Origin of the sequence: Bradyrhizobium sp. CCGB12, from assembly GCF_024199845.1 — a bacterium.
GTDB lineage: Bacteria > Pseudomonadota > Alphaproteobacteria > Rhizobiales > Xanthobacteraceae > Bradyrhizobium.
The window spans coordinates 6,612,001-6,638,561 of the sequence record NZ_JANADO010000001.1 but is presented as its reverse complement, the minus strand read 5'-3'; the positions used below and the strand labels follow the sequence as shown (position 1 = coordinate 6,638,561).

The 26,561-nt window shown below is 64.4% G+C and carries 26 protein-coding genes, 1 tRNA gene and 1 pseudogene; 19 read left to right on the top strand and 9 right to left on the bottom strand.

The window, feature by feature from the left end; all coding sequences use genetic code 11:
- Positions 1–5 precede the first annotated feature (5 nt).
- Positions 6–584 carry a methylated-DNA--[protein]-cysteine S-methyltransferase gene (locus NLM27_RS30410; RefSeq protein WP_254146779.1) on the bottom strand — a complete coding sequence of 193 codons (579 nt, stop codon included), beginning with the start codon at positions 582–584 and terminating at the stop codon, positions 6–8.
- Between the two features lie 173 nt (positions 585–757).
- Here NLM27_RS30410 and NLM27_RS30405 point away from each other — a divergent pair.
- From NLM27_RS30405 to NLM27_RS30350, 12 genes are all read left to right on the top strand, one after another.
- Positions 758–831: transfer RNA gene (locus NLM27_RS30405), tRNA-Gly, on the top strand.
- A gap of 206 nt (positions 832–1,037) precedes the next feature.
- A complete protein-coding gene (locus NLM27_RS30400) occupies positions 1,038–2,522 on the top strand; it encodes a metallophosphoesterase (RefSeq protein ID WP_254146778.1) in 1,485 nt (494 codons plus the stop codon).
- A 393-nt stretch (positions 2,523–2,915) separates the two neighbouring features.
- Positions 2,916–3,497 carry a helix-turn-helix domain-containing protein gene (locus NLM27_RS30395; protein WP_254146777.1) on the top strand — a complete coding sequence of 194 codons (582 nt, stop codon included), beginning with the start codon at positions 2,916–2,918 and terminating at the stop codon, positions 3,495–3,497.
- A 52-nt stretch (positions 3,498–3,549) separates the two neighbouring features.
- Complete coding sequence (locus tag NLM27_RS30390) at positions 3,550–4,011, top strand: GNAT family N-acetyltransferase (RefSeq protein ID WP_254148970.1); 462 nt, start codon at positions 3,550–3,552, stop codon at positions 4,009–4,011.
- A gap of 92 nt (positions 4,012–4,103) precedes the next feature.
- The gene (locus NLM27_RS30385; protein ID WP_254146776.1) at positions 4,104–5,162 is read left to right on the top strand and encodes a LacI family DNA-binding transcriptional regulator; all 1,059 of its coding nucleotides are present in this window, start codon (positions 4,104–4,106) and stop codon (positions 5,160–5,162) included.
- An 81-nt stretch (positions 5,163–5,243) separates the two neighbouring features.
- Positions 5,244–6,698 (top strand): xylulokinase, encoded by a 1,455-nt coding sequence (gene xylB, locus NLM27_RS30380; protein ID WP_254146775.1) that lies wholly within the window; start codon positions 5,244–5,246, stop codon positions 6,696–6,698.
- Entirely contained in the window at positions 6,699–8,021 is a 1,323-nt protein-coding gene (gene xylA, locus NLM27_RS30375; protein WP_254146774.1) for a xylose isomerase, read from the top strand. It abuts the gene before it with no gap.
- Between the two features lie 12 nt (positions 8,022–8,033).
- Complete coding sequence (locus NLM27_RS30370; protein WP_254146773.1) at positions 8,034–8,792, top strand: ATP-binding cassette domain-containing protein; 759 nt, start codon at positions 8,034–8,036, stop codon at positions 8,790–8,792.
- The gene (locus tag NLM27_RS30365) at positions 8,792–9,874 is read left to right on the top strand and encodes an ABC transporter permease (RefSeq protein WP_254146772.1); all 1,083 of its coding nucleotides are present in this window, start codon (positions 8,792–8,794) and stop codon (positions 9,872–9,874) included. Before NLM27_RS30370 ends, NLM27_RS30365 begins: the two co-directional genes overlap by 1 nt.
- 94 nt (positions 9,875–9,968) lie before the next feature.
- Complete coding sequence (locus NLM27_RS30360) at positions 9,969–10,901, top strand: sugar-binding protein (protein ID WP_254146771.1); 933 nt, start codon at positions 9,969–9,971, stop codon at positions 10,899–10,901.
- 106 nt (positions 10,902–11,007) lie between these two features.
- Positions 11,008–11,985 (top strand): aldo/keto reductase, encoded by a 978-nt coding sequence (locus tag NLM27_RS30355; protein ID WP_254146770.1) that lies wholly within the window; start codon positions 11,008–11,010, stop codon positions 11,983–11,985.
- Between the two features lie 4 nt (positions 11,986–11,989).
- The gene (locus NLM27_RS30350; protein WP_254146769.1) at positions 11,990–12,838 is read left to right on the top strand and encodes an amidohydrolase; all 849 of its coding nucleotides are present in this window, start codon (positions 11,990–11,992) and stop codon (positions 12,836–12,838) included.
- Between the two features lie 187 nt (positions 12,839–13,025).
- On the opposite strand, the gene NLM27_RS30345 is transcribed toward NLM27_RS30350, so the two are convergent.
- The 4 genes from NLM27_RS30345 to NLM27_RS30330 form a co-directional block, all read right to left on the bottom strand.
- Complete coding sequence (locus tag NLM27_RS30345) at positions 13,026–13,391, bottom strand: nuclear transport factor 2 family protein (protein ID WP_254146768.1); 366 nt, start codon at positions 13,389–13,391, stop codon at positions 13,026–13,028.
- Positions 13,392–13,541: 150 nt separating this feature from the next.
- On the bottom strand, positions 13,542–13,892 hold the full coding sequence (locus NLM27_RS30340; RefSeq protein ID WP_027575148.1) for a RidA family protein: 351 nt from the start codon (positions 13,890–13,892) through the stop codon (positions 13,542–13,544).
- Positions 13,893–14,005: 113 nt separating this feature from the next.
- Entirely contained in the window at positions 14,006–14,923 is a 918-nt protein-coding gene (locus tag NLM27_RS30335; RefSeq protein ID WP_254146767.1) for a PHB depolymerase family esterase, read from the bottom strand.
- 3 nt (positions 14,924–14,926) lie between these two features.
- A complete protein-coding gene (locus NLM27_RS30330; RefSeq protein ID WP_254146766.1) occupies positions 14,927–16,585 on the bottom strand; it encodes an FAD-binding dehydrogenase in 1,659 nt (552 codons plus the stop codon).
- Positions 16,586–16,836: 251 nt separating this feature from the next.
- Here NLM27_RS30330 and NLM27_RS30325 point away from each other — a divergent pair, with 251 nt between their 5' ends.
- The 5 genes from NLM27_RS30325 to NLM27_RS30305 all read left to right on the top strand — a co-directional run bounded on the left by NLM27_RS30325 (position 16,837) and on the right by NLM27_RS30305 (position 21,313).
- Entirely contained in the window at positions 16,837–17,358 is a 522-nt protein-coding gene (locus tag NLM27_RS30325) for a hypothetical protein (RefSeq protein WP_254146765.1), read from the top strand.
- Between the two features lie 103 nt (positions 17,359–17,461).
- The gene (locus tag NLM27_RS30320) at positions 17,462–17,656 is read left to right on the top strand and encodes a hypothetical protein (protein ID WP_254146764.1); all 195 of its coding nucleotides are present in this window, start codon (positions 17,462–17,464) and stop codon (positions 17,654–17,656) included.
- A 23-nt stretch (positions 17,657–17,679) separates the two neighbouring features.
- Complete coding sequence (locus tag NLM27_RS30315; protein WP_254146763.1) at positions 17,680–18,270, top strand: SCO family protein; 591 nt, start codon at positions 17,680–17,682, stop codon at positions 18,268–18,270.
- 242 nt (positions 18,271–18,512) lie between these two features.
- Positions 18,513–19,448, top strand: a complete 936-nt coding sequence (locus tag NLM27_RS30310; RefSeq protein ID WP_254146762.1) for a transporter substrate-binding domain-containing protein — start codon at positions 18,513–18,515, stop codon at positions 19,446–19,448.
- Between the two features lie 221 nt (positions 19,449–19,669).
- Complete coding sequence (locus tag NLM27_RS30305; RefSeq protein WP_254146761.1) at positions 19,670–21,313, top strand: lysine--tRNA ligase; 1,644 nt, start codon at positions 19,670–19,672, stop codon at positions 21,311–21,313.
- 170 nt (positions 21,314–21,483) lie between these two features.
- On the opposite strand, the gene NLM27_RS30300 is transcribed toward NLM27_RS30305, so the two are convergent.
- On the bottom strand, positions 21,484–22,137 hold the full coding sequence (locus NLM27_RS30300) for a helix-turn-helix transcriptional regulator (protein WP_254146760.1): 654 nt from the start codon (positions 22,135–22,137) through the stop codon (positions 21,484–21,486).
- 294 nt (positions 22,138–22,431) lie between these two features.
- Between NLM27_RS30300 and NLM27_RS30295 the strand changes: the two genes are divergently transcribed.
- Positions 22,432–22,776, top strand: a complete 345-nt coding sequence (locus NLM27_RS30295; RefSeq protein WP_254146759.1) for a DUF952 domain-containing protein — start codon at positions 22,432–22,434, stop codon at positions 22,774–22,776.
- Positions 22,773–23,870 (top strand): quinone-dependent dihydroorotate dehydrogenase, encoded by a 1,098-nt coding sequence (locus NLM27_RS30290; protein WP_254146758.1) that lies wholly within the window; start codon positions 22,773–22,775, stop codon positions 23,868–23,870. The genes NLM27_RS30295 and NLM27_RS30290 overlap by 4 nt, the downstream gene beginning before the upstream one ends.
- A gap of 89 nt (positions 23,871–23,959) precedes the next feature.
- Here NLM27_RS30290 and NLM27_RS30285 read toward each other — a convergent pair whose 3' ends face one another.
- From NLM27_RS30285 to NLM27_RS30275, 3 genes and pseudogenes are all read right to left on the bottom strand, one after another.
- Complete coding sequence (locus tag NLM27_RS30285) at positions 23,960–25,339, bottom strand: MATE family efflux transporter (protein WP_254146757.1); 1,380 nt, start codon at positions 25,337–25,339, stop codon at positions 23,960–23,962.
- Position 25,340: 1 nt separating this feature from the next.
- A pseudogene (locus NLM27_RS30280) lies at positions 25,341–26,074 on the bottom strand (MBL fold metallo-hydrolase).
- 30 nt (positions 26,075–26,104) lie between these two features.
- On the bottom strand, positions 26,105–26,407 hold the full coding sequence (locus tag NLM27_RS30275) for a DUF6460 domain-containing protein (protein WP_254123835.1): 303 nt from the start codon (positions 26,405–26,407) through the stop codon (positions 26,105–26,107).
- Between the last annotated feature and the right edge of the window lie 154 nt (positions 26,408–26,561).

Genomic DNA, 26,561 nt, shown 5'->3' with positions numbered 1-26,561 from the left:
CGTATCTAGGTAGGCGCGCGGGGCGGGGCAACGGGCAGCAGCACCTCGAACAGCGTCTTGCTGGCGATCGGATGGGCGCCCTCGAGCGCCAGTAGCCGCCGCTTGGAGATCACGCCGCCATAGGGCGAGAGCCGGTCGGTGTAATTGCCGGCCTCCAGCACCCGGTGGCAGGGCACGATCAGCATGTAGGGATTTTTGGCGATCGCCTGCGCCACCGAATGCGCGGCGCCGGAGGCACCCAATGCTTTCGCGATCTCGTGGTACGTTCGTGTCTCTCCGCGCGGGATCGTGCAGGTGTACTCGTAGACGCGCCGGCTGAAGCCGGGCACGCCGCCGGCGTCGAGGCTGACCTCGGAAAAATCGGGATCGTTGCCTTGCAGCAGGCCTCTGATGCCCTCGATCGCAAGCTCTGCATTTTCGGACGGGCGCTGCTCGCGCGCCTCGGGATGGATTGCGAAAATGCGGCGGCGGGTGTCGATCTCCCGCGCCTCCGGCAATTGCACGGAAACCACGCCGGTGCTGCTCCAGATGATGCCGCAGCGGCCGATGGCCGTGTCAAATATCGCGTAAGCACGCCCCACCATGCACACGCCCCACTCAGTGCACGCTTCTCCCCAGACCCGAGATCATAACACCGCCACAATCCGACGCACCCAAAATCTTGCTGGAAAGTTGAGAAGCATGTGGCGTGCGGCGCCAAAGCGCTTGGCGGAACGCGCCGTCTCGGCTAATCAGGATGAGCGCAAGCTGCGCATCCGCGGGCGTAGTTCAATGGTAGAACGGCAGCTTCCCAAGCTGCATACGAGGGTTCGATTCCCTTCGCCCGCTCCAACGTTTGCAATAGTTCAAGCGAACGTGAATTACGTTGCGAAGCAATTTTGTCGGTTTGCCGCGCGGGTTGACAAAACCAGTGGTTGAATGTCGATTTCGGCAAACGGTGACCTGCTCGTCGATCAACAAAACTGCACTAGCTGGGTTTCAGCGAGCTTCTCGAACTGGCGAGGAAAATCTCTTCATCGATAGGTTTGGAGGCGATTATGACGGATCGATCGTTCGTTATCGTGCAAATTTCGGACCTCCATCTCGACGGGAACGGCACATACTCAGGAGCGGTCGACGTCTTAGTTTCGACCATACGCGAGAAGATGCAACGATTCGAAGGCGCGTCGGATCGTATCCTATTGATTACAGGCGACTTGGTAGACAGCCCCTCGGCTAGCACCTTCAAAGAGGCGAAGGGTGCGATCGAAAAATTTCGAGCAACGGGGACGTTCACTGACATTCGGGCAATCGCGGGCAATCACGACGTAAAGAGAATGGGCCTCGTGTTCAAGAACGACGCAATATATCAGGAGCTTTCTCTCCCTCGCCATTCAGAGAATAAATACTACCCGAACTCGGGATTGGACTTGGTCCTTCTAGACTCAAATGGAGCAAGCTTTGCTGCGAAGGGCGAGATTCAGCAAGCTACATACGATGCAATTGTCGCAAATTCTCATAACCTTGCGCTTGGCCTAAAAGATAGCATTCCACAAAGAGCGGGCCAAGAGTTCGCGGTCATGCGCGTCTTAGCCCTTCATCACCATCCGTTGCCGCAGGCGGCGGGAGAAGGGAAGACAGTCTTCGGAATACCTGACGAGCCCCTCATGTATCTCGTGAGCCCTGCCACATTTTTAGCAGCAGCAATTTCTCTCGAATGCAGCCTTATCCTTCACGGGCATCGTCACGTTCAAGGTCTCACCCGCTATTCGATCCCGCGTCATCTCTCTGCTAGAGCTGCAGAAGCCGATGAATTCTGGCAAGACCTTTACGTCCTCTCTTGTCCATCTTCGACAGGACATGGCGGAGATGATGCCGGCTTTAACATCATTCATTTGAATTCCGCTTTCAGGAATCGTCGCGCCCAGTACACTTTAGAAATTACCAGGTTCAATCGCTCTAAGAATGCCGGTGTATTTAGTGCAGTTGATATCGGCCAGCCGAATGGCGTCATTAAGTTGCCGATTGGCCGGGACATCTATCGCGATCCCGCGTTTCAGGTCGCAGTTGAAATGTCTGCTAATACAGAAATGAAAAGGGCCGAGGCAATAAACTACGCACGCAAGTTACTTATTCGTCGCGCTTTCTATGGCAGCACCGAATCCAGTTGGGCGCATGGCCTCTATACGTTCCTGGTAACGTATCACGTTTGGGAAGATCTTCTGAACAAGTTCACAAACGCCGGCTTCGCGCGTGACCTCGATTCCTTCCAAAAGATAAGAATGCGCCTTCAGGAGCTGATCTCTATTTCCAGTGAAGTATTGGGAATAACAGGGCCTGAACTCGATAATTTGCGTTCCAAGCCCCTGATAAACCATGACCGGATTATTGACGACCTTCCTCAAAACCCAGCTCCTGGCGTTGATGTGACCACAGCACAGAAGCGCCGACGCGCGGCTATCCAGGCAATAAACGCGAAAATGAAAGAGTTGGGAGTAGACCTTGGCTTGGGTGCCAAGGCACCCGAGGATGTGCAGGCCTGAATCGGGCGAGGCGCAAGCCAAGGCAATTTTAGCTTTCATATATGGAATCCTCGTCCGTTGGTCCGATGCACTATCGGACGGACAAACGGACGAGGAGCCGGTGCGGTTTGCGGACGCGGCATGAAGATGAAGCCGAAGAGCGCCGGGCGCTATTGCTTCCCAAGCTGCATACGAGGGTTCAATTCCCTTCGCCTGCTCCAAGCCTTCCGATTGATACTTTCATCCCGATTGATATGGAAGACGTCAGCGCGCATTCGCGCGGTGCATAAGTTTCCAATATATTAGCCCCTGTCTTTCGGCACGCACCGTTCGCTCGGCTAAGCTGCTCTCGCTCCGGCGGCTTGCGGTCCGCGTCGCCGGGCAACGCTCGGATGAAGGCCAGGACCAGCACGGATGGACCAGCAAAAACTCGACCGCGCGATCGGTCGGCGCCTGAAGACGCTGCGGACGCAGGCGGGCATCACGTTGAACGAACTCGCGGTGCGGTCCGGCGTCAGCCGGGCCATGATCGGGCGGGTGGAGCGGGCACAGAGCAGCGCGACGGCTGCGCTGCTCGGAAAGCTTTGCGCGGCACTCGACGTGTCGCTCAGCGATGTCGTCGCGCTGGCCGAGAAACCGCCGGAGCGGCTGGTGCGGCTCGCCGACCAGCCGCACTGGCGTGATCCCGACAGCGGCTACCGGCGGCGTCATGCCTCGCCGCCGGATGCGGCAAGCGGCATCGAGATCATCGTCGTCGACCTGCCGGCTGGCGCCCGCGTCTCCTATAGCCCCTGGGGCCGCAACGCCTTCACCCAGCAGCTTCTGATGCTGGAGGGCGCGATCGCCGTGCATATCGATGCCAAGGCGGTGCGGCTGCGCGAGGGCGATTGTCTGGATTTCGACGTGATGCGCGCAGTGATCTTCGAGAACGAGACCCGGCAGGATGCGCGCTACATCATCATCACGCGGCGCGGCGCCTCCTACGGGAAGATGTGATGCTGCCGATTTCCATGAACGTGACCCGACAAGTTGAAACGAGACCCTGATGATGCAGATCCGCACCGGCGACACCCATGATCCCCGCGTCATCGCGCTGCTCGATCATCACGTCACGGCGGCGCGGGCGCAGACCGCGCCGGGCAGCGCCCATGCGCTCGATCTCGCCGGCCTTCGCGCGCCTGATATCGCGTTCTGGACCGGCTGGGACGGCGAGACGCTGGTCGCCACCGGCGCGCTGAAGATGCTCTCGGCCGGCCACGGCGAGGTGAAGTCGATGCACACGCTTCAGACCACGCGCCGGCGCGGCTTCGGCGGCCAGATGCTCCGCCACATCATCACGGAAGCCCGCGCGCGCGGCATCGGGCGGCTCAGCCTCGAGACCGGCTCGTGGGACTATTTCAAGCCGGCGCTTGCGCTCTACCAGGCGCACGGCTTCATCCTCTGCGGTCCGTTTGAGGGCTATGTCGAGGATCCCAACAGCCTGTTCTTGACGCTCGACCTGAGCTGCTGAGGCAAGCGCCGTCCAACCCCTCCGTTTGGAAATGCCGTCACGCCGCTCAAAATGAGTTGCGTACCTCAAAACACCTCTGCTAGCCTTCGGCCATGGCCGAGACGCTCACCCCGACTGCTCTGACGCTGAAGGACATCGCCCGCGAGGCCGGCGTCAGTCTCGCGACGGTCGACCGCGTCCTGCACAACCGGCCGGGCGTCCGGCCGGACACGGTCCGGCGGGTCAAGGCGGCGATCGAGCGCAATGCGTTCCAGCCGCACGTCGCCGCGGCAGAACTCGCACGCGGCCGCGCCCGCCGCTTCGCCTTCGTGATGCCGTCGGGCTCGAATCCGTTCATGCAGCAAATCGAGGCCTATCTTGGCGAAATGTCGGCCTGGCTGTCGGCGCGCCGCCTCAGCGTCGAGATGGTCGCAACCGACGTGTTCGACCCCTCCTCGCTCGCGGCCTCGCTCGAGGCGCTGTCGGGCGATTATGACGGCGTCGCCGTGGTGGCGCTGGATCATCCCGGCGTCCGCGCCGCCATCAACGATCTCGTCGATGCCGGAACCAAGGTGGTGACGCTGGTCTCGGACGTACCGTCCTCGCGCAGGCATCATTATGTCGGCATCGACAACATCGCTGCGGGCCGCACCGCCGGCGCCCTGGTCGGGCGGCTGGTCGGCCAGAGATCCGGCAAGGTTGCGATCGTCGCGGGCTCGCAGGGCCTGCGCGACCATGCCGAGCGCATCTTCGGCTTCAACCAGGTGATGGCGACGGAATTCCCCGGTCTCGGCGTGTTGCCGGTGCTGGAAGGGCGCGATGAGGACGACCGTTCGGAGCAACTGCTGGCGCGGCTATTCGGCCGACATGCGGACATTGTCGGCCTTTATAACGTCGGTGCCGGCACGCAAGGCGTGGCCAACGCATTGGGCGACAGGGCCGCGGGCGATGCTGGCCGCGACAAGCAGGTGATCTTCGTCGGGCACGACGTCACCGCGCTGACGCGGCGGCTGCTGTTGCAGGGTGCGATGGATGCGGCAATCTCGCAGAATCCCGGCCACGAAGCGCGTGCCGCCGTGCGCGTGCTGCTTGCGCTCGCCCGCGGCGAGCCGATCTTGCGCGAACAGGAGAAGATCAGGATCGACATCGTGATGCGGGACAATCTGCCTTAGCGGCAGCAGGATTGCGAAACGGCCATTGCGGAGAAGGCGACTTTAAGCTCGCCCGCCGCAATAGGCGAAAGGGAGGACGAGTTGTATCTCGGAATTGACATCGGCACGTCCGGTGTGAAAGCGGTGCTCGTGAGTGACGCCGGCGCGATTGTCGCGACGGCCGCGCGCGAGCTTGCGTCGTCACATCCCGCGCCGCTGTGGTCCGAGCAGGATCCGGATTCCTGGGTCGGTGGCGCGATCGGCGCGGTCGACGATCTCGCCGCCCGCCATCCGCGCGAGGTCGCGCAGGTCGCCGGCATCGGGCTGTCAGGCCAGATGCATGGCGCGACGCTGCTTGGCGAGGATGGACGGCCGTTGCGACCGGCCATTCTCTGGAACGATGGCCGCTCGCAGGCCGAATGCAGCGTGCTGGAGCGGCGCTGCCCGTCGTTGCACGCGATCGCCGGCAATCTCGCCATGCCTGGCTTCACTGCGCCAAAACTGCTCTGGGTCGCGCGGCACGAGCCAAAAATCTTCGACCGCGTCGCAAAGGTGCTGCTGCCCAAGGCCTACGTCCGCTATCGCCTTACCGGCGAAATGGTCGAGGATATGTCGGATGCGGCCGGTACGCTGTGGCTGGATGTGGGCCTGCGCCGCTGGTCGGCCCTGCTGCTGCATGCCACCGGGCTCGATCTGCATCACATGCCGCGCCTCGTCGAGGGCAGCGAGGTGAGTGCGGTGCTGGCGCCGGAATACGCGCAGCGCTGGGGTATGACTGGAAATGTCGTGGTCGCGGGTGGCGCCGGCGACAATGCGGCGAGCGCGATCGGGCTCGGCGCCATCGCACCCGGCGCTGCCTTCCTGTCGCTGGGAACGTCCGGCGTCGTGTTCCGCGTCACCGATCGGTTCGCACCGGCGCCGGCTCAGGCCGTGCATGCGTTTTGCCACGCGCTGCCCGGCCTCTGGCACCAGATGGGCGTGATGCTGTCGGCGGCGGCCTCGCTGGCCTGGCTGTCCGGTGTGATGGAGACGCCGGCCGCAGCGCTCCTGGCTCCGCTCGGTGAACGCGTCGACGGGCCGAGCCCCGTCAAATTCCTGCCCTATCTCGACGGCGAGCGCACGCCGCACAACGATGCCGCCGCCAGCGGCGCCTTCGTCGGCTTGCGCGGTGCGACCGGGCGCGGACAGATCGTCCAGGCCGTGCTCGAAGGCGTCGCCTTCGCCGTGCGCGACAATCTGGCGGCGCTGAGCGCGGCAGGCGGCTCGATCGCTGAACTCGATCTCGTCGGCGGCGGCTCGCGCTCGCCGCTATGGGCGCAAATCTGCGCCGACGTGCTCGGCATTCCCGTCCACCGCATCGAGGAAGGCGAGGTGGGAGCCGCCCTCGGCGCCTCCAGGCTCGGCCGGCTCGCCGTAACAGGTGAGGATCCCGTGCAGGTTTGCACCCGTCCGCGGCGGCTCGCGAGCTTCACGCCCCGCGCGTCCGTCACCGCGGCCTATGACGAGGCCTATCGTCGCTGGCGCGCGCTCTATCCCGCATTGAAGGAGACTGCTTAAGTGAACGCGTCAGGAAAATTCTTCGATGCAAGCGCACCTGTCGCCTTTGCCGGCAAGGATGCGGACAGCACGTCCGCCTTCCGCTGGTACGACAAGGACCGCATCGTGCATGGCCGCCGGCTGGAGGACCATTTGCGTTTTGCAGTCTGCTACTGGCATTCCTTCTGTTGGCCCGGCGGCGATCCCTTCGGCGGCGAAACGTTCCTGCGGCCCTGGCACCACGGCACCGATGCGATGGCGCAGGCGCGCGCCAAGGCCGACATTGCGTTCGAGCTGTTCCGCCTGCTCGACGTGCCGTTCTTCACCTTCCACGATGTCGATGCGGCGCCGGAGGGCGCCTCGCTCGGCGCGTCCGTCGCTAACCTCAACGCGATCGCCGATCTGTTCGAGGCCAAGATGGCCGCGAGCAAGGTCCGCCTGCTCTGGGGCACCGCCAATTTGTTCACGCATCGCCGCTACATGGCGGGTGCCGCGACCAATCCGGATCCTGAGATCTTCACCTATGCCGCCGGCCAGGTCCGCGCCGCGCTCGAGGTGACGCATCGGCTCGGCGGGCAGAACTACGTGCTGTGGGGCGGCCGCGAAGGCTACGAGACGCTGCTCAACACCGATCTCAAGCGCGAGCTCGACCAGCTCGGCCGCTTCGTCTCGCTCGTCGTCGAGCATAAGCACAAAATAGGCTTCAAGGGCCCGATCCTGATCGAGCCCAAGCCGAAGGAGCCGACCAAGCATCAATATGATTTCGACGTCGCCACCTGTTACGGCTTCCTCGCGCGCTACGATCTTCTCAATGACGTCAAGCTCAACATCGAGCAGAACCATGCCATCCTCGCCGGCCACTCGTTCCACCACGAGGTCGCGCTCGCGGAGGCGCTCGGCGTGTTCGGCTCGCTCGATATCAACCGCGGCGACGATCTGCTCGGTTGGGACACCGACCAGTTTGCGATGAACGTGCCGGAGCTCGCTTTGGTGTTTCACGAGATCCTGAACCGCGGCGGCTTCACCACGGGCGGGCTCAATTTCGATGCCAAGATCCGCCGCCAGTCGATCGATCCTGACGATCTGATTCATGCCCATGTCGGCTCGATGGATGCCTGCGCGCGTGCCTTCCTCGCCGCCGCAGACATGCTGGATGCCGGCGCTCTCGCGGCGCCGCTTGCGAGGCGCTATGAGGGATGGGCAGGACCCGAGGGCCGCGCCATTCTCGGCGGCCAGCGTTCGCTCGCCGATCTCGCCGACCGTGCACTCAATCCCGGCTTCGACCCGCAGCCGCGCTCGGGTCGGCAGGAATATCTGGAATCCCTGGTCAACCGCTATGTGTGAGGAAGTCCGCTGATGGCAAATGCTGACGCGACCCCGGTCCTCGAACTGACCGGCATCGGCAAGGAGTTCGGCGCGATCCGCGCGCTCCACGACGTCGACATGCAGGTCTTCCCGGGCGAAGTGGTCGGCCTGATGGGCGACAACGGCGCGGGCAAGTCGACGCTGGTCAAGATCATCGCCGGCAATTTCCGCCCCAGTCATGGCGAGATGCGTTTTGCCGGCAGCGCGGTCCATTTCAACCGCCCGGTCGATGCTCGCGCCGTCGGCATCGAGGTCGTCTACCAGGACCTTGCGCTCGCGGACAACTTGTCGGCAGCGGCCAACGTCTTCCTCGGCCGCGAGCTGAAGCGCAAATTCGGCCCGCTCGCGCTGCTCGACCACAAGGCGATGGCCGCGCGTGCGCTGGAGCTGTTCGGCGAACTCCGTTCGGAGACGCGCCCCGATGATCTCGTCAAGCAGATGTCGGGCGGCCAGCGCCAGGCGGTGGCGATCGCGCGCACGCGGCTCTCCAACGCGCGGCTGGTGATGATGGACGAGCCGACCGCCGCGATCTCGGTCCGCCAGGTCGAGCAGGTGCTCGGTCTGATCCATCGGCTGAAAGAGCAGGGCGTCGCCGTCATGCTGATCTCGCACCGCATGCCCGACGTCTTCGCCGTGTGCGACCGCGTCATCGTCATGCGCCGTGGCGAAAAGCGCGCCGACAAGGCGATCGGCCAGACCAGCCCAGAGGAAATCACCGCCCTCATCACCGGCGCGAAGGAGGCGGCGTGATGGCCATGCCCTTGGAATCCCCGATCACCTTCTCGAATGTCGGCAAGATCAGATGGTGGCAGCGCGGCATCTTCGCCTCCCAGACCGGCTATGTCCTGCTCGCGCTGGCGGTGCTGCTGGTGATCATGCATTTCGCCAGCCCGTACTTCTTCACCGAAGGCAACATGCAGAACGTGGCGAAGAATTTCTCCTTCATCGCCATCGCCACCCTCGGCGTCACCTTCGTGATCATCACCGGCGGCATCGATCTGTCGGTCGGCTCGATGATGTGCTTCTCGGCCATGATCACCTCGATGGTGATGACCGAGCTGTCGACGCCCGGCTCGCCCGCAGGCTCGCTGTTCGTGCACATGGCGGCCGACGGCAAGACTGTGCTGGCCAATGTGCCGGGGCTGATCCTGCTGGTCTCGATCCTCGCCGGCCTCGGCGTCGCGCTGCTCGCCGGCCTCGTCAACGGCTTCTGCATCGCCGTGCTCGGCCTGTCGCCCTTCGTGACCACGCTCGGCATGCTCTCGATCGTGCGCGGGCTCGGCTATGTCGTCTCCAACGGTCGCGGCAGTTTCCCGGGCGGGCCGGATGCCGATTACTTCTACGCGCTCACCTCCGGTGACGTGCTCGGCGTCCCCATGCCCTTCATCTATCTCGTGATCCTCGCGCTGGCGATGGCCGTGGTGCTGCATCACTCCTCGTTCGGCCGCCACGTCTTCGCGCTCGGCGGCAACGAGAAGGCGGCTGAACTCACCGGTATTCCGGTCGTGCGTGTCAAGATCGAGGTCTATGTGATCTGTGCGCTCGCCGCGGGGCTCCAGGGCATCATCATCTCCGGCTGGCTCGGATCGGCGCCCGCCAACATGGCGACGTCCTACGAACTCAACGTGATCGCGGCGGCCGTCATCGGCGGCGCCAATCTCGCCGGCGGCATCGGCGGTCCGCTCGGGGCCATCGTCGGCTGCGTGCTGCTGGAAGTGATCCGCAACGGGCTCGTGCTGGCGCAGGTCAGTTCCTACTGGCAGCAAACGCTGGTGGGCGTGATCATCATCCTGGCCGTGCTGGTCGACCGCGTGCGCTCGCGGATGACCTGAATCGACGTCGTCTCGGGAAGGCAAAAAAGATGTCGCCTGTCCGCTTCCCGGACGTTTCTCAAGAGGATGGGCGCCAGAGAAGGTGGAGGAGACAATGAGGAAACTTCTTCTTGCCGGCATCGCTGTTGCGATGATGGCAACGCCGGCGTTCGCCGCGAACTACCGCTTCGTGATCGTGCCCAAGGCGATGAACAATCCGTTCTTCGACTTCGCGCGCGACGGCTGCCTGAAGCGTGCCAAGGAGCTCGGCAACATCGAGTGCATCTACAAGGGGCCGGTAGAGCATGAGCCGGCGACGCAGGCGCAGATCATCCAGGATTTCGTCACCCAGAAGGTCGACGGTCTCGCCATCTCGGTCGCCGACGTTGCGGCCATGACCAAGTCGATCGAGGCGGCAACCGCCGCCGGCATCCCCGTCATCACCTTTGACGCAGATGCACCGGGCTCCAAGCGCATCGCTTATATTGGCACCAACAACAAGGAATTCGGCGTCGCGCTCGGCAAGGAATTGCTGAAGATGCGGCCCGACGGCGGCAAATACGCCATGGTCTCGGGCGGTCCCGGCGCCAAGAACCTCGCCGAGCGAGTCGACGGCGTCCGTGAGGCGCTGAAGGGCTCGAAATGGACCGAGGTCGCGGGTTCCCCGACCTTCTGTAACGACGATCCCGCGCTCGCAATCCAGCAAATGACGGATATGCGCACCGCAACGCCGGATCTCGCCGCCATTGTCCCCATCGGCGGCTGGCCAATGTTCGCCCCTGAGGGCTTCAAGGCCTTTGCCAGCAGGAACAAGAAGGAGATCGATTCCGGAAAGTTCACGCTGGTCGTCGCCGATACGCTGAAGATGCAGCTCGAGCTCCTGCGCGACGGCTATGCCAATGCGCTGGTCGGCCAGCGTCCGTTCGAGATGGGCGAGAAGGCGATGGACACGCTGCTCGCCATCAAGAAGGGTGAGAAGGTGCCGGAGATCGTCTACACCGGCCTCGATCTCGTGACCAAGGACAACGTTGCGCAGATGTTGAAGTAGGAGCGCAACCAGCCCCGCGTTCCTGTGTGCCTTCCCCGCTTGCGGTTTCCGCGAGCGGGGGAGATGATTTGGACTGTTGGAAGAAGACTGCTGGAAGGCAATGGGAATGAAACGCTCGCGGCTCGGCTCTCTCGACGTCACCTCACTCGGCCTCGGTTCCGCTCCGCTCGGCGGATTGTTCACCCCCGTCAGCGATACCGATGCGGAGGCGACAATCGCACGCGCCTGGTCCCTCGGAATCCGCTTCTTCGATACCGCGCCGCTCTACGGCTTTGGTCTCGCCGAACGGCGGCTCGGCGCGTTCCTGCGGCAACAACCGCGCGAGTCCTACGTCATCTCGACCAAGGTCGGGCGTCTCTTGCGCGCGCCGGATGGAGCGGCCGCCGAGGATGAGCACTACAAGGGCACGCCGCGCGAGCGGCCGGTGTTCGATTTCAGCCATGACGGCGTGATGCGGTCGATGGAGGAAAGCCTCGCCAGGCTCGGGCTCGATCGTGTCGACGTCCTGCTCGTGCATGATCCCGACGATCACTATGACGATGCCGTCGCTGGCGCCTTCCGCGCGCTGCAGCGCCTGCGCGAGGATGGTACGGTCAAGGCGATCGGTGCCGGTATGAACCAGTCGGAAATGCCGCTGCGTTTTGCCGAGGCCGTACCGGTCGACTGCTTCCTGCTCGCCGGCCGGTACACGCTGCTCGACCAGGGTGCGCTGGATGCGCTGTTTCCGGTCTGCCAGACCAGGAACATCGGCATCCTGCTCGGCGGCATCTACAACAGCGGCATCCTGGCCAATCCGCACAGCGGCGCGAAGTTCAACTATCAGGAGGCCGATGCGGCACTGATCGCGCGTGCGCTCGAGCTCGATGCGCTCTGCCGCAAGCACGGCACGGAGCTGAAGGCTGCAGCGCTCCAGTTCTGCATGGCGCATCCGGCGGTGACAGTCGCGGTGATGGGCGCGCGCAATGCCGCGGAGATTTCCGACAACATCGCGATGTCGGAGAAGGCGGTGCCGCAAGTCTTCTGGCAGGAGCTGCGCGGGAAAAATCTCGTCGATGCCCGGGCGCCGCTGCCAGGCGGAGCGTAGGCCATTGATCATCGACGGCCATCAACATTTCTGGGACCCCGCGCGCGCCGACTATCCCTGGATGGAGGCGCCCGAGCTCGCGCCGATACGCCGCGCGTTCGGGCCCGCCGATCTTGCGCCATTGTTGAAGGCAAACGGCATCGACGCGAGCATCGTGGTGCAGTGCCGCTCCGCGCTGGAGGAGACCGGGGAATTTTTGCGGATTGCGCATGCGACGCCATCAGTGATCGGTGTCGTCGGTTGGGTTGATCTGACCGACGCCTCGCTCGGTGACACGCTGGACCGGCTTCGCGCATTGCCGGGCGGCGACAAGCTGGTCGGCATCCGCCACCAGGTCCATGACGAGGCCGATCCCGATTGGCTGCTGCGCGAGGACGTCCAGCGCGGCCTTACCGCCGTGTTCGCGCACGATCTCGCCTACGATTTCCTCGTCCGTAGTCGCGAGCTGCCGTCGGCCATCGCAACCGCGCAGGCCTTCCCCCAAGCGCGCTTCGTGCTCGATCACGCCGCCAAGCCGCCGATTGCCGATGGCGGCAGCGAATGGTCCGATCGCATCGCAGCACTCGCCGCTTGCGGCAATGTCTGGTGCAAGATTTCGGGCCTGGCGACGGAAGCGGTTTGGAACGATTGGGATGCGGAGCGGCTGCTCCCCTTCGTCGAGCATGCCGCGAATTGCTTTGGCGAGGATCGCCTGATCTTCGGCTCGGACTGGCCGGTGTGCCTGCTTGCGGGCAGCTACGGCGAGATCAAGGGCGCGCTGGAGGCGTGTCTGGCGAGACTTGGGCCCGGTGTGCGGGAGAAGGCGTTCGGTGTGAATGCGAAGGCTGCGTATCGGCTGGCAACTGCAAGCTAAGCGCTGGTCTCTCGCTTTACCCTCCCCTGGAGGGGGAGGGTCGATCGCGCGTAGCGCGAGCGGGGTGGGGTGATCTCTCCACGCGGGCAGTGTTGGATGTGGAGAGACCTTCACCCCACCCCGCTACGCATTTCGCTCCGCTGCATGCGTAACGACCCTCCCCCTCCAGGGGAGGGTAAGAGAGACCTCACGCGCCCGCGGGCACCTGGTCCAGAAATCCCGTCACGCTCCTGATGCGCCCATCCTTCAGCACGGCGAAATCAGTGCCCTTGATCGGGCTGTCGACGCCGTCAGGGCCAAGCCCCCAGCTGAAGCGGACATGGTCGCCATAGCCGTTGGGCTCGCCGATCAGCTTGAACTTGAAATCGGGAAAGCGCTGCTGCACGCCTGCGATCAGCGCGTCGATACCATCAGGGCCGTCGCCCTTCATCAGCGGATCGACATAGCTTGCATCCGCCGTCCAGGTTTCGCTCAGCAGCTCGCGGCGGCGGCTGGTCGTGCGCTCGTTCCAGAGATCGATATAGCAAAGGGCGATGGCGGTATGGTCGGTCATGTCAGTCTCCTTCGATGAAGCCGTGTGCGGCTGACCGTGATCATCGAAGGTTTGCGCGCCCATATCGATTACCTCGGAGGTCATCGATATGTGCACAGAGAAAAGCGCGATGATGGCCTCATCGCGCTTCATTCGCATTGTTTGCGAAAATTACTTCGCCGCGGTCACCATGATCTCGACGGTGTATTGCGGCGCCGCCAGCTTGGCCTCGACGGTGGCGCGGGCCGGCGTGTTGCCCGGCGAAACCCAGGCGTCCCACACCGCGTTCATCTCGCCGAACGTCTTCATGTCGGTGATGTAGATCGTGGCCGAGAGCAGCTTCGACTTGTCGGTGCCGGCCTTGGCGAGGTGACCGTCGATGGTCGCCAGGATGTCCTGGGTCTGCTTCGTCACGCTTTCGCCGGCTGCCTTGTTGGCGACGACACCGGCGAGATAGACGGTGTTGCCGTGCACGACGACCTGGCTCATGCGCGGGCCGGTTTCGAAACGCTGAATGCTCATTTGGGATCTCCTGGTGGATGGCGGCCCTGTCTAGCCCAGCGACCCGCGCTCTGCCACCCCAGGCGCGCATGCGTTGCCAGGCACGCATGCGTTGCCGAATGCGCATGCGGCACCTACGGAAACTGCTTGAAGAACGTCCAGATCGTCTCGGCGCCGTCGATGTCTCCGTTCTGCGGGCCGAGCAGGCGTGCCGCGATTTTCGGGAAGCGGGCATCCGGAGAGAATCCGGGCATGCGGTGGCCGCCATGGTTGATGCGATAGAGCACGACGTCGTGCCCGGTCGGACAGCGCGAACTGATCCGCGTGACCGTGGACTGCTCTGCCGGCGCCCTGTCGGGCATGTCGCTCGCGCCCGCGTCGTCAATCTCGCAGCCGTTGAGCTTGCGCCAGAATGTCAGCGTCTCCTCGGTCGACCAGAACCCGTCTGCGGCAAAATAACTCGATCCGCGTCCGCCCTCGTAAGGCACCAGCGGGTCGGCCGTGCCGTTCATGAGCAGCATCGGCAGTGGCCGCGAGGGATGGCACGTGACGGCCGCCTCCTCAGTGAGGTTCATGATCACGCTGGCGCCCGCCGCAAACAGATCGGCGCGCGCGCAAACCAGCGTCATCGCCATGGCACCGCCGTTGGAGACGCCGGTGACGTAGACGCGCTTCGGATCGGCCGTGCCGTCGGCCACCAGCTTCTCGATGAGCTTTGTGATGAAAGCGACGTCGTCGGTTCCAGGGGGTGGACCACGGAGCGCGGGGCCCGCCTTTGTCCTCGCATCGGCCCAGGCATGGTTGAGGCCATCGGGAAACACCACGGCAAAACCTTCACGCTTGGCGACCTGTGGCCACGCCGTGCGCGCGACCATGTCGGCGCCGCGCTGGGTTTTGCCATGGAGCGCGACCACGAGCGGCACAAGCCGCTTCGCCGGCAGCTGCACGGTGTAGGAACGCTTCACGCCGTTGACGTCGATCGTATCGGCGGATGCCGCGGAGGCGGCGGTCAATGCCGCAACAAGCGCCCCGATCTGCAACCACCGCCGCATGATCTAGCCCACCGCCTTCGCCGCGGCGCGGCCGGCATTGCGGCCCGAGAACAGGCAGCCGCCGAGGAATGTGCCTTCCAGCGAGCGGTAGCCGTGCACGCCGCCGCCGCCAAAGCCGGCGGCCTCGCCGACTGCATAGAGGCCGGGGATGACGCTGCCTTCCTCGCCGAACACGCGGGAGTCGAGGTCGGTCTCGAAGCCGCCCAGCGTCTTGCGGGTGAGGATGTTAAGCTTCACCGCGATCAGCGGTCCATGTGCGGGATCCAGGATCCTGTGCGGCGAGGCGGTGCGGATCAGCTTGTCGCCGATATAGCGGCGCGCATTGTGGATGTTCATCACCTGCGCGTCCTTGACGTAGGGATTGGCGATCTCGCGGTCGCGCGCTTCGATCTGCATCTTGATGTGCTCGGGCCTCAGAAGATCGCTGCCGGCGAGCTTGTTCATGGCGGCAACGAGCTCATCGAGCTTGTCGCGCACGATGAAGTCGACACCATGGCTTTTGAACGCCTCCACCGGCGCCGGGGCACCCTTGTTGGTGGCGCGGCGCAAGGTCATGCGCCAGCTCTTGCCGGTGAGGTCGGGGTTCTGCTCCGAGCCCGACAGCGCAAACTCCTTCTTGATGATGCTCTGGGTCAGGATGAACCATGAATAATCATAGCCGGTGGACATGATGTATTGGAGCTGGCCGAGCGTGTCGGAGCCCGGGAACAGCGGCGCCGGCAGCCGCGTGCCCGTGGCGTCGAACCACATCGAGGACGGGCCGGGCAGGATGCGGATGCCGTGGCGCGGCCAGATCGGTGACCAGTTCTGGATGCCCTCGACGTAATGCCACATGCGGTCGCGGTTGATCAGCCGTGCGCCCGCCTTCTCGGTGATGCCGATCATGCGGCCGTCGACATGCTCGGGCACGCCCGAGATCATGAATTTCGGGGGATCACCGAGCCGCTTCGGCCAGTTCTGCCGCACCAGCTCATGATTGCCGCCGATGCCGCCGGAGGCGACGATCACCGCCTGCGCCTTCAGCGCAAACTCGCCGACGACGTTGCGCGACGAGCTCTTGCCCCGCTCGACGTCGTCGGGGGCGAGAACGGCGCCGCTGACGCCATCCACGGTGCCGTTGGTGATGGAGAGCGCATCGACGCGATGGCGGAACCTGAAGGTGAGCCGGCCGCTTCGGACGGCTTCGCGCGCGCGGCGCTCGAACGGCTCGACGATACCAGGGCCGGTGCCCCAGGTGACATGGAAGCGCGGCACCGAATTGCCGTGACCCATCGCGTCATAGCCGCCGCGCTCGGCCCAACCCACCACGGGAAAGATGCGATGCCCCATCGCGCGCAGCCAGTCGCGCTTCTCGCCGGCCGCGAACGCCACATAGGCCTCGGCCCATTGCCGCGGCCAGAAATCCTCGTCGCGATCGAAGCCGGCGGTACCAATCCAGTCCTGGAGCGCGAGCTCGCAGGAGTCCTTGATGCCGAGCCGGCGCTGCTCCGGCGAATCGACCAGGAACAATCCGCCGAACGACCAGAACGCCTGGCCGCCGAGCGACTGCTCCCCCTCCTGATCGACCACGATCACGCGCTTGCCCGCGTCCGCGATCTCGGTTGCGGCCACCAGGCCGGATAGCCCCGCGCCGACGACGATGACGTCCGCCTGCTCCGTCATGAGTTCCCCCCTGTAGTTGTCCGGATTGAAGCCAGCGGTTGTTGCTGAGATCAAGGGTGGAACGCGTAAGAGTCCGTTAACTTGTTCCAGTTTGGGACCGAAGCGGACTTGGTGCAGCGCCGACGCAACACTGGATTTGAATTTGTTTTGAGCAAGCTGGCGCGCCTAGACAAAACCACTGTTACGACGGACGCTAGCCACGCATCACGAACCTGACACGCAGATTCGAAATCGACTGGGGCGGGGGGACAATGAGGTTTCTGACTGGGGTGCTTGCGACGGTTCTGCTGATCGCTTGCATGGGGGCTTCTCAGGCGGTGGTCCGGATCGCGGACGACCGCGGCGGTCGGATCGGGACCTATGTCGACAAATATCAGGACCTGCGGCAATCGGGTGATACCGTCATCATCGACGGCCTCTGCGCTTCGGCCTGTACCATCGTCCTCGGTGCCATTCCGCGTGACCGCATCTGTGTGACCTCGCACGCGACGCTTGGGTTCCATGCCGCGTGGGACTTCGGCAGCAACGGCCGCGCCATCACCAACCCCGAAGCGACCCAGATGCTCTATGCGATGTATCCGTCGCAGGTGAAGCGCTGGATCTCCCAGCGCGGCGGCCTCACCCCGCATATGCTCTTCCTGAGGGGCAAGCAGCTCCAGGCCATGTACAAGCCATGCTACCTGGACGCGCAGGCTTCGACCAGCAGGCCCTTGCGCCGCGCTCTTCCGCCTCCGGAACAGCTGGAATCCGCCCGGGGCCAGCTGGTTCGCTAATCCCATCGGCACGATTTGACATTGGCCCGCCGGTGCTTGCCCGCCGGTGGGCCAACGCCTATCTGAGAGGCAGGGAACCGGGGCCTTCGCTCTGGTCGTTGCCATGGCTCAACCACTGCACCCAGCCCACCCGGTACAGGACAATTCGCCCACTGCCGGCCGGATGCCGTCCGTGCTGCTGTGGATGGGCGCAGGCCTTGGCGCGCTCGTCGTGGTCGCCGCCCTTGCGCTCTGGTTCCATTATGGCACCCAGGTGTTCTTCGAAATGATCAGGACCGGCTTCGCCGCCTGCTTCTGATCCCGACAGGAAATGTTTCGCCAATGAGCTCCATGGCCCGTCCACTGGTGATCGCAACCGCCTTCGCCGCAAGCCTCGTCGTCGGGTTGCTGATCATGTTCTGGGCCATGGGCGGGGTGAACAAGGTGGCGCAGCCGGCCGCGATCGGCGGCCCGTTCCAGCTCACCGACCAGAACGGCAAGGCCGTCACCGACAAGACACTGAAGGGCAAGCCGACCCTGATCTTCTTCGGCTACACCCATTGCCCCGACGTCTGCCCGACCTCGCTGTTCGAGATCTCGGAGGTGCTGCGCGCGATGGGCAAGGATGCCGACAAGGTCAATGCCATCTTCATCTCGGTCGATCCCGAGCGCGACACGCCGGCGACGATGAAGGACTATCTGTCGAGCTTCGATCCGCACCTCGAGGGCCTGTCCGGCGATCCCGCCGAGACCGCCAAGGTTATCACCTCCTACCGTGTCTACGCCAAGAAGGTCCCGACCAAGGACGGCGACTACACCATGGACCATACGGCACTGATCTATCTGATGGATCGCGACGGGAGGTTCGTCTCGCCGTTCAATTTGAAGCGGACTCCGGAGGAGGCGGCCGCTGATTTGAAGAAGTATCTCTGAGAGGGGGCTGGATCGAGCGGCGAACTCCGCTGCACCTCTCCCGCTGGCGGGAGAGGTCGCGCCGAAGGCGCGGGTGAGGGCTCCATCCTCTGGGGGAGTCTTCGTCGTTGAGGCACTCCCCGACCCTCCCCGCGAGCGGGGGAGGGAGCGCACCGTCCCCTTGGCCGCAATCGGCACTCGCGTTCCCGGCGGGATGGTCTATAAGGCCCTCCGATCTCAACGAAATTCGTTCATTTCGGCCGATGGCTCCGTCGCGACAGGTAAAATCGCCCAAAACCGTGCGCCGGGTCCTGCTTGGGCTGGCGGCTGCCGTCTGCCTGCTCGCAGGGCTAGCCACGGCGAACGCGCAGGCCCCCGCCAAGCGGCCGCCCGAGGCGCCCCAGGCCACGCCGCAAACTGCCCCTCAAGCCGCCCCGCAGGCCGTGCCCGGCTTCTGGGACCCGCGGCGGCGGCCGGAGCGCCCGGACCTGTCGCGCCTGACCGTGATCCGTTTCCTGACCGAGACCGACTATCCGCCGTTCAACTTCACCGGCGCCGACGGCAATCCGGCCGGCTTCAACGTCGACCTCGCACGCAGCCTGTGCGAGGAGATCAAGGTGACCTGCACGGTGCAGATGCGCCGCTTCGAGACGCTGGTCGACGCGCTCACCTCGAACCGGGGCGATGCCATCATCGCCTCGATGGCGGTGAGCCCGCAGCTGCGCGCCCGCGTCGATTTCACCGATCCTTATTACCGGGTGCCGGCGCGCTTCGTCTCGCGCAAGGATGCGGTGATGCCGGAGATCCGCCCCGAATATCTCGAAGGCAAGAAGGTCGGCGTCGTCGCGGGCTCCGCGCATGAGGCATATCTCAAGGCGATGTTCACCGACGCCGAGCTGCACGCCTATCCCAATGACGACGCACTTCGCACGGCGCTTCGCAAGGGCGAGGTCGATTTCATCTTCGGCGACGCCATCTCGCTCGCGTTCTGGATCAACGGTACCGATTCCGGCGATTGCTGCGCCTTCTCCGGTGGTCCCTTCGTCGAGAGCCGCTTCTTCGGCGAGGGCGTCGGCATTGCCGTGCGCAAGGGCAACGACGTGCTGCGCCAGGCGCTGAATTGGGCCCTGTTCCGCGTCTGGGAAAAAGGCCGCTACACCGATCTGTGGCTGCGCTATTTCTCGGTGAGCCCGTTCTAGCTGCGTCGCTGCTTCCCCCGCTGTCATTGCGAGGAGCCCTTGCGACGAAGCAATCCAGACTGTTTCTGCGGAAAGACTCTGGATTGCTTCGCGGAGCCTGTCAGCGGGCCGCGCTTCGCGCGGACCCGTTGGCTCGCAATGACGACGGAGGCGGCTGCTTCGCTCCACAAAATTGCATTCTGCCCGGAAATCGCTATTTTCCGCGGCCCGGAGGCCCCTTGATGTCCGTTACCGATCCGAACATGACCCCGAGCGATCTTCGTGCGCTCGCCGAACAATCCAACGCCTGGCCGTTCGAGCAGGCGAAGGCCATTGTCGCGCGGCTGAAGAAAAGCCCGAAGGACGAGGTGCTGTTCGAGACCGGCTACGGTCCCTCCGGCCTGCCGCATATCGGCACGTTCGGCGAGGTCGCGCGCACCTCGATGGTGCGGCATGCCTTCCGGGTGCTGACCGAGGACAAGATCAAGACGCGGCTACTCGCGTTCTCCGACGACATGGACGGGTTTCGGAAGGTGCCCGACAACGTCCCCAACAAGGACATGCTGGCCGCTCATATCGGCAAGCCGCTGACGCGGGTGCCGGATCCGTTCTCCAACGAATATCCGTCGTTCGGCGCGCACAACAACGCGCGCTTGCGCGCGTTTCTGGATCATTTCGGCTTCGATTACGAGTTCGCGAGCTCGACCGACTATTACACGTCCGGCCGCTTCGACGCGACGCTGCTCAAGATGCTGGCCGCCTACGACAAGATCATGGCGATCATCCTGCCGACGCTCGGCCCCGATCGCCGTGCGACCTATTCGCCGTTCCTCCCCATCAGCAAGACCACGGGTGTCGTGCTGCAAGTGCCGATGATCCGCCGCGACGTCGCGGCCGGCACAGTGACCTATGTCGATCCTGATACAAACCAGGAAGTCGAGACGCCCGTGACCGGGGGCAACGTCAAGTGCCAATGGAAGGCCGACTGGGCGATGCGCTGGGTCGCGCTCGGCGTCGACTACGAGATGGCCGGCAAGGACCTGATCGATTCGGTCAAGCTGTCCGGCGCGATCGCCAGGGCGCTCGGCGCCACGCCGCCCGAAGGCTTCAATTACGAGCTCTTCCTCGACGAGAAGGGCCAAAAGATCTCGAAGTCGAAGGGCAACGGCCTGACCATCGATGAATGGCTGCGCTACGCCTCGCCGGAATCGCTGTCGCTGTTCATGTACCGCGAGCCGAAAGCGGCCAAGCGGCTGTATTTCGACGTCATCCCGCGCAATGTCGACGATTATCAGCAGTTCATCGATGGCTTTGCCAGGCAGGACGACAAGCAGCAGCTCGGCAATCCGGTCTGGCATATCCACAACGGCCATCCGCCGAAGGGCGACATGCCCGTCACCTTCCAGCTTCTGCTCACGCTGGTGTCGTCGTCGAACGCGGAGAATGCCGAGACGCTGTGGGGTTTCATCGGCCGCTACCGCCCCGGCGTGAGCCCGCAGACGCATCCCAAGCTCGATGCCATGGTCGGCTATGCCATCAACTACTACCGCGATTTCGTCGCGCCGACGAAGCAATTCCGCGAGCCCATTGAGGCCGAACGCGCCGCGCTGCAGGATCTGCGCGATGCGCTGTCGCAGCTGGCGCCGGACGCCTCTGCCGAGGACATCCAGAACGTCGTCTATGAGATCGGACGCCGCGAGCCGTTCCTCGACCAGGTCAAGAAGGGCAAGGATGGCCGTCCCGGCGTCACGCTCGACTGGTTCAACATGCTCTACCAGGTGCTGCTCGGCCAGGAGAAGGGCCCGCGTTTTGGCTCCTTCGTCGCGGTGTATGGCGTGCAGAACGCGGTGAACATGATTGACGGCGCGCTGGCGCGGAGCGCGTGAGGGGCGCCTGGTGAACGCGTAGCCTGTCTTCCCAAAGTCGTCCTGGCGAAAGCCAGGACCCATAGCCACCGTCAGATGTGATTATGGGGACTGGAGGTGACCAACTCGCGCTACGATTCCCTCTTGGGGTGATGGGTCCTGGCTTTCGCCAGGACGACAGCGAGTTTGCCTCACTGGCTTGCCCAGACGATCCGCGCCATCCAGGCAACGTCGTTCACCGCGATCGTCCGTGCCGCCTGCGACGCATCGAGCGGCTGCAAGTCCAGCGCCTTGGCCGTGCGGCGCTTCAGCGTCGCGATCGTCACCTCGTCCGTCCTCGTCTTCACCACCACGCGATCGCCCTTGCGGATCGGCGTGCTGGGCGAGACCAGGATGATGTCGCCGTCGCGATAGGCAGGCTGGAGCGCATCGCCGGAAATCTCCAGCGCAAAGGCGTGGCCGTCCTCGGCGGTGGGAAGCGCGATTTCGCTCCAGCCCTTGCCGGCCGGAAAACCGGATTCGTCGAAAGCTGTGCTCGTGCCGGCGAGCGCAAAGCCGAGCAGCGGTACCGAGCGGCCGTCGGCGGCGTCTTCGTCGATCAGCCTTGCAAAGCTGTCGATCGAGGCGCCGGCCGCCGCCAGCGCCTTCGCGATCGATTCGGTCGAGGGCCAGCGCTCGCGGCCGTCCGAGGTGACGCGCTTCGACCTGTTGAAGGTGGTGGGATCGAGCCCGGCGCGCTTGGCAAGGCCGGACGGCGACAGGCCGGCGCGCGCCGCCAGCCGATCCAGCGCGACCCAGATCTGGTCGTGAGTCAGCATCCTCTGCGCTTTGGCCTGCTTGACCATGCAAGGTCCCAGCCCGTCGCAACTCAGGAAAACTATCCTCAAATCAACCGGTTTTCCGTTTTTCGCGCAAGAGGCGACTGCCAAGGCATTTTCAAGCGCAGTGGATACCGGTTCGCTCCCAGGAAAAGCGTCAAAAACAAGAATTTGAGCCCCGTTCCGATTTCATCGGAACGGAATGGGGTCTAACTCTTGAGTTCGGAGGAGGCCGCCTTTACGGTCGCGCCCGGGTTTTGAGGACCCGCACGAGACGAAAAAACCCAAAAGACTCAAAGAGCAAACAGGACTGCGTAAGCGGTGGTCAAGATCTACAAAATCTGTCCGGCATCGGCATGGCGTGAGGCGGAACGGCAGGGTGTCTACCTCGGCAGCGCCGACGATGCGCGCGACGGCTTCATCCATTTCTCGACTGCCGCCCAGGTTCCCGAGACCTTGCGCAAGCACTATTTCGGGCAGCGCGCGCTGTTCCTGGTCGAGGTCGACGGCGATGCGCTCGGCAGCGAGCTGCGCTGGGAACGCTCGCGCAACGACGAGCTGTTTCCGCATCTCTATGGCGAGCTCGATCTCGGCGCGGTGCTCTCGGTGGTGAACCTCAACATGCGCTCCGACGGCAGCCACGACGTTCCGGAGCTTGCCCCGTGATCCGCGCTTTCGACGCCTTTTCGCTGCCGGTGCTGCGCTGGCTCGACCCGGAGGATGCGCATCGTCTGGCGATCCAGGGCCTGCGCTTCCTGCCGCCGGTCAAGCCGCGCACTGATGATCCCAAGCTCGCGGTGCGCGCCTTCGGGCTCAACTTCCCGAATCCCATCGGCATGGCCGCGGGCTTCGACAAGAGCGCCGAGGTGCCGGATGCGCTGCTGCGGCTCGGCTTCGGCTTCGTCGAGATCGGCTCGGTCACGCCGAAGCCGCAAGGCGGCAATCCGCGGCCGCGACTGTTCCGGCTCGAGCGCGACGAGGCCGTCATCAACCGCATGGGCTTCAACAATGACGGCGCGGAAGTTGCGCTGCGCCGGCTCGCCGCGCGCGCGCAGCATGGCGGCATCGTCGGCGTCAATGTCGGCGCCAACAAGGATTCGCCCGATCGCGTCGCCGATTACGTCAAACTGATCGAGACCTTTGCGCCGGTCGCGAGCTATTTCACCGTCAATGTCTCCTCGCCGAACACACCCGGCCTGCGCAATCTCCAGGAAGGTGCGCTGCTCGACGATCTCCTCGCACACGTGATCGACGCGCGCGAGCGTGTCAGGCAGAAGGCCGGCGACACGCCGGTGCTGCTCAAGATCGCGCCCGACCTCAGCCTCGCGCAGCTCGACGACGTCGTGCAGGTGGCGCGCTCGCGCCGGGTCGACGGCATGATCGTGTCGAACACGACCATCGCGCGGCCGAGCACGCTACGCGAGGGGATGCGGGCCAAGGAGCAGGGCGGTCTGTCCGGGCGGCCGTTGTTCCGCCTGTCGACGCGCATGGTCGCGGAGACCTATGTGCGTGTCGAGGGCGCATTCCCGCTGATCGGCGTCGGCGGCGTCGACTCCGGCGGGGCCGCGCTGACGAAGATCCGTGCCGGTGCCAGCCTGATCCAGCTCTATTCGTCGCTGGTCTACAAGGGCCTCGGTCTCGTCGACGAGATCAAGCGCGACCTGACCTCGACGCTACTCCGCACCGGACGGGATTCACTCTCCGAGATCGTCGGCGCGGACGCAGCGACGCTCACGGCGGAAGATTGGCCGGGGATGTAGCTCTTCGCCTCTCCCCGCGTGCGGGGAGAGGCCGGAATGCGCGCGTAGCGCGGATTCCGGGTGAGGGGGACTCTCCGCGAGTCCAACTCTCACCGTCCTTGCGGAGACTCCCCCTCACCCCGACCCTCTCCCCGCAAGCGGGGCGAGGGAGAAGAAAACGTCGCCCTGTATAGCGTCGGATATCTTGCGCCCTGCAAGCCACCGCGCGCGATATAGAACGCGATCAGCGCGCACCACAGCCCGGCATTGCCGAACGACTGTAGCGCCCACCAGACGCCGAAAAAGATCGCGAGTGACACCAGCATCAGATTGCGCATCTCGCGCGCCCAGGTGGCGCCGACATAGATGCCGTCGAAGCCGAAGGCGAATACGCCCGGGATGGGCGCGAGCACGATGAACGGCAGGAACTCGCGCGCGGCGCGGCGGACGTCCTCGCTCGCGGTCATGAAACTGATGATGTTTGGCCCAAACAGTGCGAACAGCGCCGCGACAAACAAGGCGAAGCCGAGGCCCCATGTGAGCACCAGCCGGGTCGAATTCGCAAAGCCCGTAGCGTCTCGCGCGCCAAAGCTGCGGCCGCAGAGCTGCTGGGCCGCGTTGGCGAGGCCGTCGAGGAAAAAGGCGCTGACCAGCAGGAAGTTGTTGAGGACGGAATTCGCGGCCAGCGTGACATCGCCGGCCCGCGCGCCCTTGGCGGTGAAGAACAGGAACACGGCGATCAGCGCCGCGGTGCGGATCATGATGTCGGAATTCACCGCCAGCAGATGCATCAGCTTGGCGCGGTCGAACAGGCGGGCGCGGGGAACGGCGAAGCCGCCGGCCGCATAGCGTCGGCAGACGATGACACCGAGCACGAAGCCCGTCGTCTCCGACAGCAGCGCGGCGATCGCCGCGCCGGCAATGCCGGCGTCGTAGACCAGCACCAGCAAGATCGTCGCCGCCATGTTGATGAGGTTGATGACGACCTGGAGCCCAAGCGCGGGGTTGGCGCGGGCTTGCCCGACCAGCCAGCCGAGCACGACGTAATTGGCGAACGCGAATGGCGATGACCAGATCCGAATCATGAAATAGGTTTTCGCAGCGCGCGTCACGCCGTCGCTGCCGCCCATCAGGTCGAACAGCGCCGAGGTCAGCGGCAGTTGCAGCGCAATCAGCGCGGCGCCGATCAGGCCGGCGACGATGAAGCCGCGCACCAGGATCGCGGTCTGCTCGCGCGCCTCGCCGGCGCCAAGCGCCTGCGCGGTGAAGGCGAGCGTGCTCATGCGCAGGAAGCCGAACAGCCAGAACAGACAATCGAAGATGACGGACGCCATCGCGACGCCGCCGAGCAGGGCGGCATCGTCGAGCCGCCCGATCGCGGTGGTCGAGACCACGCCGATCAGCGGCGTGGTGAGGTTCGCGACCATCGCAGGGCCGGCGATGGCGAACACCTGGCGGGAGCCGATCCTGGGATGAACGGGCGCGTGCATGTCAGAACACGAGCACCATGCCGTCTTCGGCGGCGAGGTGCGCGATGTCATCCAGGCGCGACAGCATGTCGTCGCTCATATGGGTGAGGACGAGGCGTCTTGCGCCGATGGCTGGCAAATGCTGTTCCAAGGTCTTCAGGCTGAGGTGGTTCTTGACCACCTTCTCGTACATATAGGCTTCCGCAATGAAAAGGTCTGCGCCATGCGCCAGCGGAATGAGCGTCTCCGTCCATTCGGTATCGGCGCTGTAGGCGAGCGTGCGGCCCTCGGCCTCGACGCGATAGGCGAGGAATGGCCCGCCGGATTCGCCGTGCACGACCGGGTAGGGCGTCACGGTCACCGCACCGAAGGTTTGGCGTTGCCCGGGCGCGAGCTCGACGACGTTGAGCTCAAAGCGTTGCTTGGACTTCGAGGAGTGCTCGAACAGCGCTTCCATGACCTGCACCAATCGCGTCTCGATGCCTTGCGGGCCCGCGATCGTCAGCGGCCGCGTCCGCCGCGAGAATTGCGCGTCGAGCAGGACAAACGGCAGTCCGCAAAATGGTCGCCGTGGAAATGGGTGATGAGAATGAGATCGATGTCGTTGCGGTCGATCTCGAGCCGCTTCAGCGCCGGCAAAGCCGACGCGGCGCAATCGATCAGGAAATTTGCCACGCGCCCCGAGACGTGGAAGCAGGTGTTGAGCCTGCCGCCGGAGCCGAAGGCATCGCCGCAGCCGACAAAGCGCAATTGCATCGGCTGCGGGCTCCCCATTATTTCCCGGACTTAGCGGCGCGGCGCGCCGAACACGCGCGAGAGCAGCCAGATCGGGATCACGATGACCGCGCCGAGCAGGAAGTAGCGCCACAGCCAGTTCACGGCATCGAAGCCGAGATCCCACAGCCGCTGGAACAAGAGGCGGATGCTGTAGATGATGTTCCAGGGATCGAAGCCGATCGCCGCCAGCACGACGCCGACCAGGATCGAGAGCAGGACCAGGCGAAACGCAACCGCCAGCGGCGAGCCGCCGAGAAAGCGGTTCAGGCCATCGCTGCGGCCGGCCGGCAAATCTCTGACGTCGTGGGCCATCTCAGAAGCTCCTTGGGCGGATTCGACCGCATTATAGGGCACGGCGAGGCACATGGGGAACCCGCAACCGAGCGTCAATCGGGTTACGGGAGTTTAATTCGGGCAAGCGTGAGCCGCGGGCTGGGTGCAACCTCTCCCGCTTGCGGGAGAGGTC

Coding starts and splice junctions, on each gene's coding strand:
- NLM27_RS30285 (WP_254146757.1), bottom strand. CDS start 25,339: ATGCACGCGCCCGTTCATCCCAGGATCGGCTCCCGCCAGGTGTTCGCC.
- NLM27_RS30340 (WP_027575148.1), bottom strand. CDS start 13,892: ATGAGCATTCAGCGTTTCGAAACCGGCCCGCGCATGAGCCAGGTCGTC.
- NLM27_RS30410 (WP_254146779.1), bottom strand. CDS start 584: ATGGTGGGGCGTGCTTACGCGATATTTGACACGGCCATCGGCCGCTGC.
- NLM27_RS30305 (WP_254146761.1), top strand. CDS start 19,670: ATGTCCGTTACCGATCCGAACATGACCCCGAGCGATCTTCGTGCGCTC.
- NLM27_RS30385 (WP_254146776.1), top strand. CDS start 4,104: ATGGCCGAGACGCTCACCCCGACTGCTCTGACGCTGAAGGACATCGCC.
- NLM27_RS30315 (WP_254146763.1), top strand. CDS start 17,680: ATGAGCTCCATGGCCCGTCCACTGGTGATCGCAACCGCCTTCGCCGCA.
- NLM27_RS30275 (WP_254123835.1), bottom strand. CDS start 26,407: ATGGCCCACGACGTCAGAGATTTGCCGGCCGGCCGCAGCGATGGCCTG.
- NLM27_RS30400 (WP_254146778.1), top strand. CDS start 1,038: ATGACGGATCGATCGTTCGTTATCGTGCAAATTTCGGACCTCCATCTC.
- NLM27_RS30325 (WP_254146765.1), top strand. CDS start 16,837: ATGAGGTTTCTGACTGGGGTGCTTGCGACGGTTCTGCTGATCGCTTGC.
- NLM27_RS30360 (WP_254146771.1), top strand. CDS start 9,969: ATGAGGAAACTTCTTCTTGCCGGCATCGCTGTTGCGATGATGGCAACG.
- NLM27_RS30390 (WP_254148970.1), top strand. CDS start 3,550: ATGCAGATCCGCACCGGCGACACCCATGATCCCCGCGTCATCGCGCTG.
- NLM27_RS30345 (WP_254146768.1), bottom strand. CDS start 13,391: ATGACCGACCATACCGCCATCGCCCTTTGCTATATCGATCTCTGGAAC.
- NLM27_RS30300 (WP_254146760.1), bottom strand. CDS start 22,137: ATGGTCAAGCAGGCCAAAGCGCAGAGGATGCTGACTCACGACCAGATC.
- NLM27_RS30365 (WP_254146772.1), top strand. CDS start 8,792: ATGGCCATGCCCTTGGAATCCCCGATCACCTTCTCGAATGTCGGCAAG.
- NLM27_RS30320 (WP_254146764.1), top strand. CDS start 17,462: ATGGCTCAACCACTGCACCCAGCCCACCCGGTACAGGACAATTCGCCC.
- NLM27_RS30310 (WP_254146762.1), top strand. CDS start 18,513: ATGGCTCCGTCGCGACAGGTAAAATCGCCCAAAACCGTGCGCCGGGTC.
- NLM27_RS30355 (WP_254146770.1), top strand. CDS start 11,008: ATGAAACGCTCGCGGCTCGGCTCTCTCGACGTCACCTCACTCGGCCTC.
- NLM27_RS30370 (WP_254146773.1), top strand. CDS start 8,034: ATGGCAAATGCTGACGCGACCCCGGTCCTCGAACTGACCGGCATCGGC.
- NLM27_RS30335 (WP_254146767.1), bottom strand. CDS start 14,923: ATGCGGCGGTGGTTGCAGATCGGGGCGCTTGTTGCGGCATTGACCGCC.
- NLM27_RS30395 (WP_254146777.1), top strand. CDS start 2,916: ATGGACCAGCAAAAACTCGACCGCGCGATCGGTCGGCGCCTGAAGACG.
- NLM27_RS30330 (WP_254146766.1), bottom strand. CDS start 16,585: ATGACGGAGCAGGCGGACGTCATCGTCGTCGGCGCGGGGCTATCCGGC.